Origin of the sequence: Curtobacterium sp. PhB136 (assembly GCF_004346855.1) — a bacterium.
In the GTDB taxonomy this organism is placed as follows: domain Bacteria; phylum Actinomycetota; class Actinomycetes; order Actinomycetales; family Microbacteriaceae; genus Curtobacterium.
This window is the reverse complement of the sequence record NZ_SMGH01000004.1, coordinates 744,369-761,152: the sequence shown is the minus strand read 5'-3', so window position 1 is coordinate 761,152 and position 16,784 is coordinate 744,369. Positions and strand designations below refer to the sequence as shown.

Below are 16,784 nucleotides of genomic sequence, written 5' to 3'. Positions count from 1 at the left end.
CGGGGCGAACGGGTCGTAGGAGCCGAGCCGCGTGGGCTGTTCGGTCTTCTGGTCGGAGATGGTCATCGCGTTCCCCAGTCGTAGAGCTGTTTGCGGAGTTGCAGGTAGACGAAGGTCTCGGTGCCGGTCACACCCGGGATGGCCCGGATCGTGCCGTTGAGCAGTTCGATGAGGTCGTCGTCGTCTTCGCAGACGACCTCCACCATGAGGTCGAAGCTGCCGGCGGTCATCACGAGGTAGTCGACCGCCAGGAGCTTCTCGAGTTCGTCGGCGACCTTGCGGGTGTCGCCGCCCACGCGGATGCCGATCATCGCCTGCCGGTGGAACCCGAGCTGCATGGGGTCCGTGACCGCGACGATCTGCATGACGCCGGTCTCGGTGAGCTTCTGCACGCGCTGCCGGACCGCCGCCTCGCTGAGACCGACCGCCTTGCCGATCTCGCCGTACGGACGGCGCCCGTCCGCCTGGAGCTGTTCGATGATGCGCTTGGAGATGTCGTCGATCGGTCCCGGACGTCGTGGTGCTGCCGCCATGCCGGACAGCATGGCAGCGCCGTCGTCGAGAAAGCAAGGGATTCCGTTGTGAACAACGTGTTTCGCGACGATTTCCGTTGTTACAAGTCTTCCGAACCATGGGAAAGCGTGCCAGTATCGCCGCCATGCTGGACAGCACGAACACGTCGACGGCCACGGCGACGCGGGAACTCCGGAACTTCGTCGGAGGCGCGTCCGTCGAGTCACGCTCGGACACCGCGTTCGGCCTGGTCGACCCGACGACCGAGGCCGAGTACGGCAGGTCGCCGATCTCCACCGCGGCGGACGTCGACGACGCCTTCACCGCCGCGAGCACCGCGTTCGACACCTGGCGCCGCACCACCCCGGGGGAGCGCCAGCTCGCGCTGTTCCGGATCGCGGACGCGATGGAACAGCGTGCGGAGGAGTTCGCGGACCTGGAGTCGCTCGACACCGGGAAGCCCCGCGCCACCCTGGTCGAGGACGAGATCCTGCTCTCCGTCGACCAGATCCGCTTCTTCGCCGGAGCCGCCCGGAACCTCGAGGGCCGGAGCGCCGGCGAGTACATGGCCGACCACACGTCGTTCGTCCGGCGCGAGCCGATCGGCGTCGTCGCCCAGGTCACCCCCTGGAACTACCCGCTCAACATGGCGGTGTGGAAGTTCGCCCCGGCGCTCGCCGCGGGGAACACCACCGTCCTGAAGCCGAGCGACACGACGCCCCTGTCCACGCTGCTCCTCGCCGAGGTCGCCGCGGAGTTCCTGCCACCCGGCGTCCTCAACGTCGTCGTGGGGGACCGGACCACCGGCGCCGCGATGATCGACCACCCGACGCCGCAGCTCGTGTCCATCACGGGATCCGTCCGCGCCGGCATGGAGGTCGCCCGCGCCGCCGCCGGTGACCTGAAGCGCACGCACCTGGAGCTCGGCGGGAAGGCCCCGGTGATCGTGTTCGACGACGCCGACATCCCCGCCGCGGTCGCCGGCATCGTCGCCGCCGGGTTCTTCAACGCCGGGCAGGACTGCACCGCGGCCACCCGGCTGCTCGTGCAGGACGGCATCCACGACGAGTTCGTGGCGGCGCTCGCCGAGGAAGCGCGGGCGAACGCGCCGACCGGTGCCGACACGGCCAACCCGTACTTCGGTCCGGTCAACAACGTGAACCAGCTCACGCACGTGCAGGACTTCATCGACACGCTCCCCGACCACGCCACGATCGAGCTCGGTGGTGCGCGGCAGGGCGACGTCGGCTACTTCCACCAGGCGACGATCGTGTCCGGGCTCCGGCAGGACGACCGCGCCGTGCAGCAGGAGATCTTCGGCCCGGTGCAGACCGTCCAGCGGTTCAGCACCGAGGCGGAGGCGCTCCGCTGGGCGAACGGTGTCGAGTACGGCCTGGCGAGTTCGGTGTGGACGACCGACCACGCGCGGGCGATGCGCTTCGCCCGCGACCTCGACTTCGGGTGCGTGTGGATCAACACACACATCCCGATCGTCGCCGAGATGCCGCACGGCGGCTTCAAGCACTCCGGCTACGGCAAGGACCTGTCCCAGTACGGGTTCGACGACTACACCCGCATCAAGCACGTCATGTCCTACATCGGCTGAAGCCGACCACTCCCTGGAGGCACCATGGCAATGACCGGCACGTTCGCCGAATCGGGAGCCGACCTGCGGCTCGAACAGATCACGAAGGCCTTCCCGGGGCACACGGCGGTGGACGCCCTCGACCTCACGGTCCCGGCGGGATCGTTCTTCGCCCTGCTCGGACCGTCCGGCTGCGGCAAGACCACGACCCTGCGGCTCGTCGCGGGACTCGAAGAACCGACGAGCGGCACGATCACGATCGGCGGGAAGGACGTCACCGAGACGAAGCCGTACCAGCGGCCCGTGAACACGGTGTTCCAGAACTACGCGCTGTTCCCGCACATGAGCGTGCTCGACAACGTCGCGTTCGGGCTGAAGCGCCGACGGATCCCGGACCCGATGACGAAGGCCCACGAGGCGCTCCGCCTCGTCGAGCTCGAGGCCTCGGCGTCCAAGCGGCCCGCCCAGCTCTCCGGCGGCATGCAGCAACGCGTCGCCCTCGCCCGGGCGATCGTGAACCGGCCGGCGCTGCTGCTCCTCGACGAACCGCTCGGCGCGCTCGACCTGAAGCTCCGGCACCAGATGCAGCTCGAGTTGAAGACGATCCAGGCCGAGGTCGGGCTGACGTTCCTGCACGTCACCCACGACCAGGAAGAGGCGATGACGATGGCCGACACGGTCGCCGTCATGAACGGCGGCCGGATCGAGCAGATGGGCAGCCCCCAGGACCTCTACGAACTGCCGAAGACCGCATTCGTCGCGAACTTCCTCGGCCAGTCGAACCTGCTCGAGGGTGACGTCCGTGGAACCGAGGGCGAGCTCATCGTCGTCGCGACCGCCGCGGGCACCATCGCCGTGCCGGCCGCGCGTGCCGTTGCGACCTCCGGCCGCGTGGTCGTCGGGGTGCGCCCCGAGAAGCTCAAGATCCGCACCGCGGAGCCCTCGCACGAGGCCGGACGCAACATCCTCGGCCCGGGACGCGTCGTCGACGTCTCCTTCTCCGGCGTCAGCACGCAGTACCTGGTCGACGTCCCCGGCGCCGGCCGGGTCTCCGTCTTCGCCCAGAACTCGAAGGGCGGGCCGCGGATCGCGACCGGCACCGAGGTCTGGCTCACGTGGGGCGTCGACCACGGATTCGGTCTGGAGGCACCCGACGCGTCCGACGCGAGCGTCACCACCCAGGCCGCGCCGGGCCTCCAGGCCGTGGAGACCGCCACCGCAGGTGCGGGCGCGTGAGCGCCCGACCCGACCTGGTGCGCGGACTGACGTCCGCCCGGGTCAGCCGGCGGGGGTTCCTGGCCGGAGGCGGCGCGGCCGCCGTCGCGGCACTCCTCGCCGGCTGCAGCATCAAGGGCTCCGCCGCCTCGATGGGTCCCCCCGTGGACTGGACCGCCTTCTGGAAGGACGCGAAGGCGACGAAGGAGCTCAACTTCGCGAACTGGCCGCTGTACATCGACTCCGACCACGGCAAGTCCGAGTCGCTCGCGCTCTTCAAGGAGGCGACCGGCATCGCGGTGGACTACCAGGCGGTGATCCAGGACAACGCGACGTTCTACGCGACGGTCTCCCCGATCCTCCGGGCGCAGGGATCCACCGGGTACGACCTCGTCGTGATGACCAACGGGTACGAGCTCACCGAGATGATCAAGAACGGGTTCGTCTGCGAGCTCGACCACAGCCGGCTGCCGAACTTCGCCGCGAACGCGTCCGACTCGGTGAAGGACCCGAACTACGACCCGGACAACAAGCACTCGGTCGTGTGGCAGACCGGGTTCACCGGTCTGGCGTACAACCCGAAGTACACCGGGCGGAAGATCACCTCGTTCAAGGACCTCCTCGATCCGGCGTTCAAGGGCCGCATCGGGTTGATGAGCGACAACACCGAGCTCGGCTCACTGGCGCTCCTGGCGCTCGGGATCGCGCCGGAGACGTCGACCGCCGCGGACTGGCGGAAGGCCCAACAGTGGCTCCGTGAGCTGCGCCCGAGCGTCACCGGGTTCTACGACCAGAGCTACATCAACCGGCTCGAGAACGGGGACACCTGGATCACCCAGGCCTGGTCGGGCGACGTGTTCCAGGCGCAGCAGTCGGGGTTCCCGGACCTGGAGTTCGTCACCCCGGAGGAGGGGCAGATGACCTGGCACGACAACATGCTCATCCCCCGGCAGGCGGCGAACCCGGTGTCGGCGCTGGCCTGGATGGACTTCTACTACACGCCGAAGGTCGCCGGGATCGTCGAGGACTGGGTCAACTACGTCTGCCCCGTCCCCGCCGCCGAGGACTACGTCCGCGACCAGCTCGACGACGCGACGGTGGCGGACAGCCCGCTCGTGTTCCCCGACTCCTCGGTGTTGGAGAAGTCGCACGAGTTCCGCGTGTTCAAGAACTACGACGAGTACTCGGAGTGGAACGGCATCTTCAACGCGGTGGTGCAGTCGTGACCGCCGTCGCCCTGGGTGCCCCGCCCGCTGCACCCGTTCGTCGCGGGCGGCGTCGCAGCACGCCGTTCCTGCTCGCGCTGGTCGGCACCGCGTACCTCTGCGTCTTCTTCGTCATCCCGCTCCTGTCCGGGCTGATCGTCTCGCTCATGTCCGGCAACCCGGACGACGGGTACACGTTCACGTGGAACTGGGGGATCTACTCCTCGCTGTTCGTGAACCCGCAGGTGCCGTACCTCACGTTCCTGCTCCGCTCCCTCTGGTACGGCGCAGCGGCAACGGTCGTGACCATCATCGTCGGTTACCCCGTCGCGTACTTCATCGCGTTCCGGGTGTCCCCGCGGTGGAAGAACCCGCTGCTCATGCTCGTCTTCGTGAGCTTCCTGGTGTCGTTCATCATCCGCACCGACATGTGGGCCTTCGTGCTCGCGTCGCAGGGGCCCGTCGTCACCTTCCTGCAGGGGATCGGGCTCGCCGGCAAGGACTTCCACATCCTCGGCACCGGCGGGGCGGTGATCTTCGGGGACGCGTACAACGACCTGGCGTTCATGGTGCTGCCGATCTACGCCGCGCTCGAACGGATCGACCCGCGCCTCGGTGAGGCCGCGAACGACCTCTACGCCGGCAAGGTCCGGGCGTTCTGGCACACCACGCTGCCGCTGTCCCGCTCCGGCATCTTCGCCGGTGTCCTGCTGGTGTTCATCGACTGCGTCGGCGACCCGGTGAACTCGGCGCTCCTCGGCGGCACGAACACGTACACGATCGGGCAGGCGATCCAGGACGCCTACTCCGGCAACCAGCAGTACAACGTCGCCGCCGCGCTCTCCACCGTGCTCATGGTGGTGCTCGGCATCATCCTGTTCATCTACGCCCGTGTGTCCGGCACCGACGACCTCGAGGACCTCGTATGACCGCCGTCGCACCACCCCGCACCACCGCCCCCGCGTCGCCCGTCTCCGCTCCGGTCGTGCACCGTCACGGCGTGAACCGACGCGGGCCGTGGCTCGCGATCGTGTACTGGGTGGTCATCGCGATCACGCTCGTGCCGATCATCTACATGATCGTGTACTCGTTCAACGACGCCCCGACGAACCGGTTGTCGTTCGCCTGGAACGGGTTCACGACGTACTGGTACGCCAACCTCGTGAACGTGTCGGGGCTCGGCGCGGCGTTCGTGACCTCGGTCGTCATCGCGTTCCTCGCCGCCATCGTCTCCGTCGCGATCGGCCTGCCGCTCGCGCTCGCCCTCGAGCGGTACAAGTTCCCCGGCCGTGGCGCCGTGAACGCCGTCGTGTTCGCGGACATCGCCGCACCGTCGATCGTCGTCGGCTCCGCGTCGCTGTCGTTCTTCCTGTCGATCGGGCTGGGGACCGGCTTCCTCACCGTGCTGCTCACGCACGTGGCGTTCGACGTCGCGTACGTCGTCGTGGTGCTGCGGGCGCGGATCGCGGGGACCTCACGCGCGCTCGAGGAAGCGGCCGGCGACCTCGGCGCGACGCCGTTCCAGGCGTTCCGGCTCGTGACGCTGCCGCTCTTGGCGCCGGGCATGCTCGCCGCGGGGCTGCTGGCGCTCGCCATGTCCATCGACGACTACGTGATCACCTCGTTCGTCGCCGGGCCCTCGGTGACCTTCCCGCTCTTCGTGTACGGCGCCGCGAAGGCCGGGATGCCGCCGCAGGTGCTGTGCTTCGGGACGCTGGTGTTCGCGGTGGGGCTGCTCGTCGCGCTGCTGAACGGGGCGCTCAACCGGCGGTTGGCGCGGACGCGCGGCTGACCGGTCGCCCCGGAACGTGCCGCACCGATCGAGGTCGGTGCGGCACGTCCTTGTCTCAGTCCTTCCGGACCAGGTCGACCAGGAGCCTGGCGGGCGTGCGATCGGGCCGGAGCTCGATTACACTGGACCCGAGCGTTACGACTCGGGAACGGCTGTTGCCCGTCCCGGCTTTCCACTCGGAGAGCAACCGAAGCCCATCACCGTTCCTGCGGTGGTGGGCTTCACGCTTGCCCCAGGGTCGCCACCCGGCGGTGTCACGACCCACACGGTCAGCCTATGTGGAATGTCACCGGACACCGTGCTCACGTACGCTCGGTGCATGGACGCCACCGAGGTCGACGAGCGGGAGAGCACGTGGGAGAACCACCACCCGCGGTTCCGTGTCTACGTGCAGGAACCCTCTGGCGAGACGTACACCACCGCGACGTACGACCTGACCGGAGCCGACGTCCTGCAGGCGATGGACTGGGCGCAGCGCCAGGCCGCGACTCGTTCGGACGCCGTCTGGGCGCTCGCGCTGGTCGGGCAGGACAGCCGCGGACTCCGTGGCCTCACGTGGCTCGTCGGCATGGACGCGAACGATCCGCCGTCCGACGACCACGAGATCGACCTCCGGTTGCGGATGACCAGCAGGACTGCCAGGCCCGTCGGTGTCCCCTCCCGCGACCAGTGGCGGCCGGAGCGCTCGAGTGCGGCCGTCGTGCACGCGAACCCGTGGTTCACCGTCACGGAGACGGTGGACGCCTCGGAGCGCAGCTGGTTCCGGCTCCGCTCGTCGGACAGCGTGATCGTCGCGGCCATGGTCGACGATCGGATCGTCTTCGTGCACGGCGTGCGGGACACCACCGGTCCCGAGCCGCGCTACGAGTTGCCGTCGGGTGGGATCGAGCCGAGCGACGACTCCGCGGCGGCCGCCGCCGCCCGTGAACTCCTCGAGGAGACCGGCGCTGTCTGCGGTGAACTCACCGAGGTCGGCACCTTCGTGGCCGAACCCGGGGTCTCGGACGTCCGGACACGGGTGTTCGTCGGGACGGTCACCGAGCGCCGCGAGACCGCACTCGAGCCGGGCGAAGACTGGACCACCGTCGAGCTCGAACCCTCAGAGGTCGACGCCGCAGTCTCGGCCGGGGAGGTCACCGACGGCGCGACGCTCGCCGCGCTGCTCTTGCTCAGGATGCCGTGAGGAGCGCCTCGTCGCGGTCGGCCGCGGCGTCGTCGCGCAGCAGGCGGTCGGCGGTGCGGAGCGAGAGCGCCATGATCGTCAGCGCCGGGTTCGCGATGAGGGAGCTCGGGAACACCGAGTTGTCCACGATCCACAGGTTCGGCACGTCCCACGACCGCCCGGCGGCGTCCACGACCGAGCTCGCCGCGTCCGCGCCCATCCGCGCCGTACCGACGGTGTGCGCGGTCCGGTCGAGGACCCGCACGTCACGGCCGCCGGCAGCTTCGACGATCGCGGTCATCGTCCGGATCGCATGCCGTGTGATGGCTTCCTCGTTCGCGCCGGGCGAGAAGGACACCCGCGCCTTCGGGACCCCGTTGCCGTCGAGTTCGTCGCTGAGCACGAGCCGGTTGTCGTCGTACGGCAGGCACTCCGCGTTCATGCCGACGCCCGCCATCGACGGGTAGTCCCGGATCGCCCTGACCAGGGCAGCGCCTCGGAGCCCGCCCCCGCGGACCAGCGATGTGGCGAGTGTGAGGGGCTGCACACCGAGGCTCTGGATGAGGTAGCCGCCCGCGAAGTCGGCGTCGGCGGGACGGACGAAGTCCTCGGTGATGATCGACGACGGGTACCCGCGGTAGGACCGCATCGACGCATCGAACGTCGCCCAGACCTGGGTCCCACCGTGCGCGGTGAAGTTCCGTCCGGCCTGGTCGCTGCTGTTCGCCAGCCCGGTGTGCAGGAGCAGGCGCGGGGTCTCGATGCCACCGGCCGCGAGGACGAGTGCGCGGGTGCGCTGCCGGTGGTCTCGCCCGTCCTGGCGGTAGACGACGGCCTCGACCTCGCCGCGGGCGTCGAGTTCGATGCCGTGCACGAACGCGTCGGCGCGGATCTCGGCGCCGAACGCGACGGCGGCGGGCAGGTAGGTGGTGTCCATCGACACCTTCGCGCCGTTCCGGCACCCCTGGTGGCAGGAGCCGCAGGACACGCAGGCCTGGCGGAGGCCGTGGTGCTCCTGCATCCGGTCCTCGGTGGTGAGCCCCACGGGTGCGTCGGTCGCGGTGATGCCGACCTCGGCCGCGCCGCGGATCATCATGTCCGAGGACGCGTTCCGGGGCGGCGGTCCCATCCGGTAGCGGCGGGCCGGGTCCCACGGGTAGTGCGCAGGGCCTGCGACGCCGACGTCGTGCTCGGCCTGCTCGATGTACCGGACGAGCTCGGCGTGGTCGATCGGCCAGTCCTCGCCCTGCCCGGAGTCGGTGCGGAGCCGGATGTCGTGCTCGTTCGGCCGCGGGGTGAACGCGCCCCAGTGCAGGGTGGAGCCGCCGACACCGGTGCCGCTGTTGTTCGGACCGAACGCCGTCGGTGCGGCGCCGCCGCTGATCCGCTCGTCCATCCAGTTGATGTCGCCGGGTGCGGCGACCTCGTCGGGCGTGTGGTCGCCGGGCTCGGTGTTCGGCCCGGCTTCGAGCGCGACGACCCGCAGGCCCTTCCGGGCGAGGGTTGCGAGCAGGGGTGCCCCGCCGGCTCCGGTGCCGACGACGACCACGTCGACGACCTCGTCCTCGGCGTACCGGCGCTGGTGTTCGAGTCTCATCGTGTGGCTCCCGCCGGTTCCCATGCTTCGCGCTGTCCCGCTCCGAGGAGCTGGAAGCCCTGCTTGCGGACGCCGTCGCCGCCGTTGGCGAAGCCGTCGTAGTCGATCTCCGACATCGTCGCGGGGTGCGCGACCCACTGCTTGACGAGGTCGACGCTGGCGTCCTCGGCCCAGACGCGGAGCTGCTCGGCGTCGAACGGGCCGCTGGAGGGGGTGTGTCGGCCCGCGGTGACGGCGTCGAGCACGGTGGCGAGGTGGTCGTCGCCCTGTGCCGCCTCCGGTTCGAGGGCGTCGAGACCGACCCGGTAGGCGTCGACGTCCGTCGGCAGTCCGTCCGGCCGCCAGCCGTCGCCGAGTCCGGCAGCGAGCTGGGCGTCCACGCGGAGGGCGACGTCCACGGGGCGACCGCCCGGCTGCGGCACGACGACCCGCGCGACCGCCCGGAGCGTCGCCAGTTGGGTGTCGGTGAGCGCCAGGGGTGCCGCGTCCGGGTCGTCCGGGAGCGACCGCACGGCCAGGAGTCCGCGCGTCCGAGCGCTGACGCGGGGCGACGCGATCACGCGGGCGGTCGCCGCCGGGACCACGGGTCCACGGTCGACACGGCGGTCCCAGAAGGCGCGGATCCGCTCGGCGACCTCGTCGGGGCGCTCCCACGGCAGCAGGTGTGCGGCACCGGGCACGACGTCGAGCGTTCCGTTGGACCAGTGCGGCAGGTTCAGATCCCGCTGCGCGTCCTCGCCGAGGTCGCCGTCGGCGGCTCCGGCCAGGATCAGCGCCGGGACGGGGTTCGGCCCGAACGCGGCGGACCAGTCCTCGCGGCTGCCGCGGACGAGCCAGTCGGTCCAGGCCCGGGGGTCGGCGCGTTGCACGTCGTGCACGGCCATCGCGTGCGGCTCGGGCGGCAGCTGGGCGTCGGTGTTCGCTGCGACGAAGGTGTCCGCCTCGTCCGGCCCGATCGTGCCGTCGGCCGCCCAGCCGAGCATCGAGCTCCGTCGTTCCTCGTCCATGGGTTCCGGGGAGAGCGGGGACGCGGCGAGGAGGACCACCGCTCGGAGGCCGAACAGGCCGTTGGAACCGTCGATCGTCCGGGATGCGACGACCGACGCGACCTTGCCGCCCATCGAGTGGCCGATGAGCACCCACTCGGTCGCACCGCTCCGGCCGATCGCCCGCTCCACCCGTTCGGCCATCTCCTCGACGGTGGTGCCCGTCGCGGCCGAGCTCCGGCCGAACCCGGGGAGGTCGATGCCGATGAGGTCCAGGGTGCCGGCGAGGCGTGCGCGCAGCGTGGCGAACTCCTCGGAGCTCGACCCGAGGGCGTGGAGGCAGAACGCGGTCGCCGTCATTCCTCCACTTCTACGTGATGCGACACGGTTCTTCACAGCGCGGCGTACCCCGCCGCGCGGACCACAGGTGTCGCGGGTAGGTTCCACACATGAGTGCAGAGCTGACGCTCGGCGCCGAGGAAGAGCTGCACCTCATCGACCTCGAGTCCGGCCGACTTTCCGCGAAGGCCCCCCGCCTTCTCCCCAAACTGCCTGCAGACCGCTTCGGCGCCGAACTGCAGCGCACGACGATCGAGACGAACACCCCGGTGGTGACGACCCTCGACGACCTCCGGCGTGTGATCGTGGACCTCCGCAGCGAACTCGCGACGGCGATCGCCCCGGCGGGCGTGACCATCGCCGCGGCGGGCACGGCGCCGCGGTCGGAGTACGCCGACTTCGAACTGACCTCCGGTGGGCGCTACGGCCGCATGCAGGAGCAGTACCGGATGCTCGTCGACGAACAGCTGATCTGCGGCCTGCAGGTGCACGTCGGTGTGAGCGACCGCGACCTCGCGGTGCAGATCGCCCAGCGCGTCGCGTCGACGCTGCCCGTGCTGTTGGCACTGAGCGCGTCGAGTCCGTTCTGGAACGGCCAGGACACCGGGTACGCGTCGTTCCGCAGCATCATCTGGCAGCGCTGGCCGTCCGCCGGCAGCTTCGGTCGGGTCGAGAGTGCGGCGGAGTACGACAAGGTCCTCGACGACCTCATCGCCTCCGGTGTGATCGCCGACAAGAAGATGGCCTACTTCGACGTCCGACCGTCGTCGCACGCGCCGACGCTCGAACTGCGGGTCTGCGACGCCACCCCGGTCGTCGACGACGCGGTCCTCATCGCCGGGCTGTTCCGCGCCGCGGTGCGGAAGGCCGAGATCGCGGTCGAGTCCGGTGCCGAGTGGCACCCCCGCAGCGAGCCCCTGCACCGCGCGGCGATGTGGCAAGCGGCGCGGAGCGGGCTGAGCGGTGACCTCCTCGGCCTCGGGCAGCACCCGGAGCGGCTCCCGGCGGAGATCGCCGTGCGTCAGCTCGTGTCGCGCCTCCGCCCCGAGCTCGAGGAACTGGGCGACTGGGGGACGGTGAGCGACCTGCTCGAGGACACCCTCGCCCGCGGCAACTCCACCGACCGGCAGCGCACCGCGTACGCCGAGCGCGGTGAGCTCGACGACGTCGTGGCACTCGTGGTCGAGGACACGGCGGGAACCCCGTCCGGGCGGGACGACCACCCGGTGATCGCGATCCCGTCGTACCGGGTCCGTGCCGGTGACGAAGCCGTCGGACCGGGCGCTCGTCCCCGGCCGGCGTTCCGCGACCTCGCGGCCTTCTTCCGCGGGTGGGACCCCGAGACGACGATCGAGCACTGCACCGCGCGTGACGCCTGGACCCGGGAGCACGAGGTGGGCTTCGTCGTCGCCGGTGCGACGCAGGAGTTCGGCTGCGACCTGGTCCCGCGCACGATCAGCGCGTACGAGTGGTCCCAGCTCGAAGCCGGGCTGGGGCAGCGTGCCCGCGCGATCGAGCTGTTCCTCCGTGACGCGTACGGCGAGCGGCGGATCGTCGCGGACGGCGCGATGGACGAGCGCGACTTCGTCGGTGCGAACGGCTGGGACCCGGACGCGTCCCGGCTGCCGAAGGACGCCGTCCGGGCGCCGGTGATGGGGTTCGACCTGGTCCGGAACGAGTTCGGTGGCTGGCGGGTGCTCGAGGACAACGTGCGCTCACCGTCCGGCGTCGCGTTCGGGGTGGCGCTCCGTGAACTCATGGACGACGTGGTCCCGGACGCCCCGCGTCCGGCGGGCCTGCGCGACCCGCACTCCGTCCTCACCCGCGTCCGCGACACCCTCCGCACCAACGCGACCGCGGTCACCGGCCAGGCCGACCCGGTGGTGGCACTGGTCAGCGACGGCCCCGCCGCCGGCGCCTGGTACGAGCACCGCAGGATCGCCGACGGGGCCGGGCTGCGCCTCCTGACCGAGTCGGACCTGGACGTCCGTGACGGACGCGTGATCGAGGTGTCCACCGGCGACGTCGTGGACGCGCTCTACCTGCGCGTCGACCGCGACGCGAGCGCCCTGACCAACGACCGCACCCCGGACCTCGGCGCACGGATCCTCGACGCCGCCGAGGCGGGGCGCGTGTACCTGGCCAACGCGCCCGGCAACGCGCTCGTCGACGACAAGGCGATGTACGTCAACGTGCCGGACCTGATCTGGTACTACCTCGACGAGAAGCCGCTGCTCGAGTCGGTCCCCACGTACCGCACCAGCATCGAGGGCGAACGGCTCTCGGTGCTCGACCGTGTCGGCGAGCTCGTGACGAAACCGGTCGACGGCGAAGGAGGTCGTGACGTCCTGATCGGCCCGAGCGCGAGTGCTCCGGAGGTCGCCGAACGCCGCCGTGAGATCGCGGCGAACCCGGCCGGCTGGGTCGGGCAGGAAGTCGTCCAGCTCTCCTCGCACCCGACGATCGGTCCGGCCGGCCTCGATCCCCGGCACGTGGACCTGCGGGCGTTCGTCTACGTCACCGGCACCGGGCCGGACGACACGCACCTCGCCGACGTCGCGCTCACCCGCGTGGCACCGGAGGGCAGCATGGTCGTGAACTCCTCACGGGGTGGCGGGGCCAAGGACACCTGGATCATCGGCAAGGGAGAGGACCGCTGATGTGTGGACTCGCGGGCGAGATCCGGTTCGACGGGACGTCCCCGGACGTCGGTGCCGTCGCCAGGATGACCGGGTGCCTCGTGCACCGGGGGCCGGACGGTGACGGGCTGTGGGCGCGTGGGCCGGTCGCGCTCGGGCACCGCCGACTGTCCATCGTCGACCTCTCCACCGCCGGCGCGCAGCCGATGGTGGTCACCCGGCTCGGGCTGACCATCGCGTACAACGGCATGGTCTACAACTACCGGCAGCTCCGCGACGAGCTGCACGGCAAGGGCCACCGGTTCGACTCGACCTCCGACACCGAGGTGATCGTCGCCGCGTACGCCGAGTGGGGCACCGCGTTCGTCGAGCACCTCATCGGGATGTTCGCGATCGCGATCTGGGAGCACGCGAGCGGACGGCTCGTGCTGGCCCGCGACCGGCTCGGCATCAAGCCGCTCTACGTGGCGGAAGTCCCCGGTGGGCTCCGGTTCGCGAGCTCGCTGCCGGCGATCCTGGCGGGCAACGGCCCCGGGGGCAGCGTCGACACGTCAGTCGACCCGGTCGCCTTCGCGTCCTACATGAGCTTCCACTCGATCGTCCCGGCGCCCCGCACCATCCTCTCCGGCGTCGGCAAGCTCCCGCCCGCGACCGTCCGGGTCGTCGAACCGGACGGCTCGTCCACCGACACCACCTACTGGGAACCCCGTTTCGAGCGCGACCCGGCGAGGGCCGACTGGACCGACGAGGACTGGCAGCAGGCCTTCATCGACTCGCTCCGCACCGCGGTCGAGCGGCGCATGGTGGCCGATGTTCCCGTCGGGGTGCTGCTCTCCGGCGGCATCGACTCCTCCCTCGTGGTCGCCCTGCTCGCCGAGGCCGGCCAGCAGGACCTCGCCACCTTCAGCATCGGCTTCGAGTCGGCGGGCGGCGAGTCCGGGGACGAGTTCGAGTACTCCGACCTGGTCGCACGGCACTTCGGCACCGACCACCACCGGATCCGGATCCCGTCGTCGCGGCTGCTCGACGGCATCGACGGTGCCGTCGCCGCGATGAGCGAACCGATGGTCAGCCACGACTGCGTCGCGTTCTACCTGCTCTCGCAAGAGGTCTCCCAGCACGTCAAGGTGGTGCAGTCCGGGCAGGGCGCCGACGAGGTGCTCGGTGGGTACGACTGGTACCCACCGCTCGCGGACGTGCCGCGCGACCGGGCAGCAGAGGCGTACCGATCCGTCTTCATGGACCGCAGGTGGTCGTCGCTGCAGCCGATGCTCGGGGAGCGGTGGCGGAGCGACGACGACACCCCGTCGGCCTTCGTGGACCGCGAGTTCGCCCGCCCAGGAGCATCGACGAGCGTCGACGCAGCGCTCCGGAGCGACACGACGATCATGCTCGTGGACGACCCGGTGAAACGGGTCGACAACATGACGATGGCCTGGGGGCTCGAAGCGCGCGTCCCGTTCCTCGACCACGAGTTCGTCGAGCTCGCCGGGACCATCCCGCCGGCGCTGAAGCTCGCGGACGGTGGCAAGGGCGTGATGAAGCGCGCAGCACGCGGGATCGTGCCGGACGCGGTCATCGACCGCACCAAGGGTTACTTCCCGGTGCCGGCGATCCGCCAGCTCGAGGGCCCGTACCTCGAACGCGTCCGCGACGCGCTCATGGCGCCGGCTGCCCGGGAACGCGGGCTGTTCGACCCGGGTACGGTCGAGCGGATGCTCCAGGACCCGAACAGCACACGGACCGAGATCGGCGCGAACGCGCTCTGGCAGCTGGGCCTCATCGAGATGTGGCTGCAGCAGCAGGGGGTGCGGTGAGCGGGGCCGCTCCGGTCCGGCCGGGAGGCCCGGCTCGCGTCGACCCGTCGGGTGCTGCCGAGCAGACGGTCGCCACCACGGCCGCGGTCGACCTGGGCGAGCGGCTCACCGCCGCCTGGGGATCGTGGGGCCCGACCATGACGCGGAACGCGCGCCGGGTGGCGTTCGTCAGCGACCGGCACGGTACCCCCGAGGTGTTCGTGCAGGACGTCGTCGTCGACGGTCCGTTGCCCGAACCGGTGCGGATCTCGCTCTCCGATGATCCGGTCATCCGGGTCACGTGGTCCTCCGACGGCGAGTGGCTGGCCGTCGCGATCGCGACCGACGGCGGCGTCAAGCAGCAGGTCTGGGTCGTCCGGCCGGACGGCACCGACGCCGCGCAGATCGCCGGGTCCCGGTACCAGCACGCCGAACTCGGCCCCTGGAGCCGCAGCGGCCACCGCGTCGTGATCACGCTGCCATCCACCGAGGCCGACCAGCCCGCACGCTCGTACCTCGTCGACCCGGTGTCCGGCGACCGCGACGACCTGGCCGTCGGCGAGCTCATCCACATCCTCGACCTGTCGGTGGAGGAGCGTCTCGTGGTGCTCCGCGACGGCCAGCGCGGGCACGAGTTCGTCGTGGTCGTGGACCGTCTCACCGACGAGAGCCACCCGCTGCTCACCGACCCGCAGTCCGGGTCCGCGGAGATCGCGTTCCTCCGGCCGTCCCCCGCGAGCGAGACGAGCCCACTCGTGGCCTACGTCGCGACCGAAGCGGGCGCACCGCGTCGGCAGCTCATCGCCCAGCCGGTCGGCCCGCACGGATGGCGCGGCGATCCCCGGCTGATCATGGGCCGCGCGGACGCCGAACTCGAGTTCCTCGACGCCGACGACGCCGGGCGGACGCTGCTCCTCGGCTGGAACGTCGACGGCCGGAGCGAGCTCGACCTCATCAACACGCACTCCGCCTCCCGGACCCCCGTGCCCGGCCTCCCCGGGTACGTCGTCACCGACCCCGTGCTCAGCCGCGACGGCCGGAGCGTCATCCTCACGGTCGAGGGACCGACCCGGCCTCGGGAGCTCTGGCGTCTCGACACGAACGAGCTGACGTGGAGCCGCGTGACCGACGTCCCGGCGCTGCCGTCCGTGGCGCTCGTCGAGCCGACGCTCGAGCGCTTCGCGGCCCGCGACGGGGTCGAGCTGACCGGATGGCTGTACCGGGCGTCCGAGCCCGGCGCGGCGATGATCCACCTGCACGGTGGGCCCGAGTCGCAGGAACGGCCGACGTTCTCGCCCCAGCACCAGGCACTCGCCGCGGCCGGGATCACCGTGTTCGCGCCGAACATCCGCGGGTCCTCCGGCTACGGCACCGAGTTCGTGCACGCCGACGACCTCGGCCTGCGGTGGAACGCGCTCGCCGACGTCGTGGACTGCGCACGGTGGCTCGTGGCGAACGGGTACGCGGACCGTGAACGGGTCGCGGTCGAGGGCCGCTCCTACGGCGGCTACGCAACGCTGGCATCGCTGGCGTTCACGCCCGACGTGTTCGCCGCCGGGGTCGCGGTGTGCGGGATGAGCGACTTCGCGACGTTCTACCGCGACACCGAGCCGTGGATCGCGTCGGCCGCCGCGACGAAGTACGGGCACCCCGTCGACGACGCCGACCTGCTGGCGTCGCTCTCGCCGATGCGGGCCGTTGACGACGTCACCGCGCCGTTGCTCGTCGTGCACGGCGAACTCGACACCAACGTCCCCATCGGTGAGGCGCACCAGGTCGTCGCCGCCCTGCGCGAGCGCTCCCACGACGTGGCGTACCTGGAGCTCGAGGGCGAGGGGCACGAGTACCGCCGCGCTTCCTCGCGCGCCCTGCTCGTGCGCGAGATGGTCGCGTTCCTGGCCGCTCGCCTCGGCTAGCGCCTGCGAGGGTCAGCGTTCGTGGATTCTCTAGGATCG

At 70.9% G+C, this 16,784-nt stretch carries 12 protein-coding genes; 9 read left to right on the top strand and 3 right to left on the bottom strand.

From position 1 onward, the window contains the following. Window positions 1-62 precede the first annotated feature (62 nt). Window positions 63-533: an Lrp/AsnC family transcriptional regulator gene (locus EDF27_RS03645; protein WP_123655059.1), complete on the bottom strand. Its 471-nt coding sequence runs from the start codon at window positions 531-533 to the stop codon at window positions 63-65. Between the two features lie 125 nt (window positions 534-658). On the opposite strand from EDF27_RS03645, the gene EDF27_RS03640 reads away from it, so the two are divergent. The 6 genes from EDF27_RS03640 to EDF27_RS03615 all read left to right on the top strand — a co-directional run bounded on the left by EDF27_RS03640 (window position 659) and on the right by EDF27_RS03615 (window position 7,493). Then, the gene (locus tag EDF27_RS03640) at window positions 659-2,119 is read left to right on the top strand and encodes a gamma-aminobutyraldehyde dehydrogenase (protein ID WP_132047344.1); all 1,461 of its coding nucleotides are present in this window, start codon (window positions 659-661) and stop codon (window positions 2,117-2,119) included. A 24-nt stretch (window positions 2,120-2,143) separates the two neighbouring features. Beyond that, a complete protein-coding gene (locus EDF27_RS03635; RefSeq protein WP_132047342.1) occupies window positions 2,144-3,334 on the top strand; it encodes an ABC transporter ATP-binding protein in 1,191 nt (396 codons plus the stop codon). Further along, window positions 3,331-4,539, top strand: a complete 1,209-nt coding sequence (locus EDF27_RS03630) for a spermidine/putrescine ABC transporter substrate-binding protein (RefSeq protein ID WP_132047340.1) — start codon at window positions 3,331-3,333, stop codon at window positions 4,537-4,539. The genes EDF27_RS03635 and EDF27_RS03630 overlap by 4 nt, the downstream gene beginning before the upstream one ends. After that, entirely contained in the window at window positions 4,536-5,447 is a 912-nt protein-coding gene (locus tag EDF27_RS03625) for an ABC transporter permease (RefSeq protein WP_123655063.1), read from the top strand. Before EDF27_RS03630 ends, EDF27_RS03625 begins: the two co-directional genes overlap by 4 nt. Further along, window positions 5,444-6,310 carry an ABC transporter permease gene (locus EDF27_RS03620; protein ID WP_123655064.1) on the top strand — a complete coding sequence of 289 codons (867 nt, stop codon included), beginning with the start codon at window positions 5,444-5,446 and terminating at the stop codon, window positions 6,308-6,310. The genes EDF27_RS03625 and EDF27_RS03620 overlap by 4 nt, the downstream gene beginning before the upstream one ends. Window positions 6,311-6,629: 319 nt before the next feature. Continuing rightward, on the top strand, window positions 6,630-7,493 hold the full coding sequence (locus EDF27_RS03615) for an NUDIX hydrolase (protein ID WP_207909555.1): 864 nt from the start codon (window positions 6,630-6,632) through the stop codon (window positions 7,491-7,493). Here EDF27_RS03615 and EDF27_RS03610 read toward each other — a convergent pair. Beyond that, the gene (locus EDF27_RS03610; RefSeq protein ID WP_207909554.1) at window positions 7,480-9,069 is read right to left on the bottom strand and encodes a GMC family oxidoreductase; all 1,590 of its coding nucleotides are present in this window, start codon (window positions 9,067-9,069) and stop codon (window positions 7,480-7,482) included. The genes EDF27_RS03615 and EDF27_RS03610 overlap by 14 nt on opposite strands. Continuing rightward, window positions 9,066-10,415, bottom strand: coding sequence for an alpha/beta hydrolase (locus tag EDF27_RS03605; protein WP_132047338.1), 1,350 nt, complete (start codon window positions 10,413-10,415; stop codon window positions 9,066-9,068). Before EDF27_RS03605 ends, EDF27_RS03610 begins: the two co-directional genes overlap by 4 nt. An 89-nt stretch (window positions 10,416-10,504) precedes the next feature. Here EDF27_RS03605 and EDF27_RS03600 point away from each other — a divergent pair, with 89 nt between their 5' ends. Genes EDF27_RS03600 through EDF27_RS03590 form a run of 3 tightly spaced genes read left to right on the top strand, consistent with a single transcriptional unit; the run spans window position 10,505 to window position 16,745 of the window. Next, window positions 10,505-13,054 (top strand): carboxylate--amine ligase/circularly permuted type 2 ATP-grasp protein, encoded by a 2,550-nt coding sequence (locus tag EDF27_RS03600; protein ID WP_123655066.1) that lies wholly within the window; start codon window positions 10,505-10,507, stop codon window positions 13,052-13,054. Then, the gene (locus EDF27_RS03595) at window positions 13,054-14,850 is read left to right on the top strand and encodes an N-acetylglutaminylglutamine amidotransferase (RefSeq protein ID WP_132047337.1); all 1,797 of its coding nucleotides are present in this window, start codon (window positions 13,054-13,056) and stop codon (window positions 14,848-14,850) included. Before EDF27_RS03600 ends, EDF27_RS03595 begins: the two co-directional genes overlap by 1 nt. Continuing rightward, on the top strand, window positions 14,847-16,745 hold the full coding sequence (locus tag EDF27_RS03590; protein ID WP_243698185.1) for a prolyl oligopeptidase family serine peptidase: 1,899 nt from the start codon (window positions 14,847-14,849) through the stop codon (window positions 16,743-16,745). Before EDF27_RS03595 ends, EDF27_RS03590 begins: the two co-directional genes overlap by 4 nt. The last annotated feature ends 39 nt before the right edge of the window (window positions 16,746-16,784 follow it).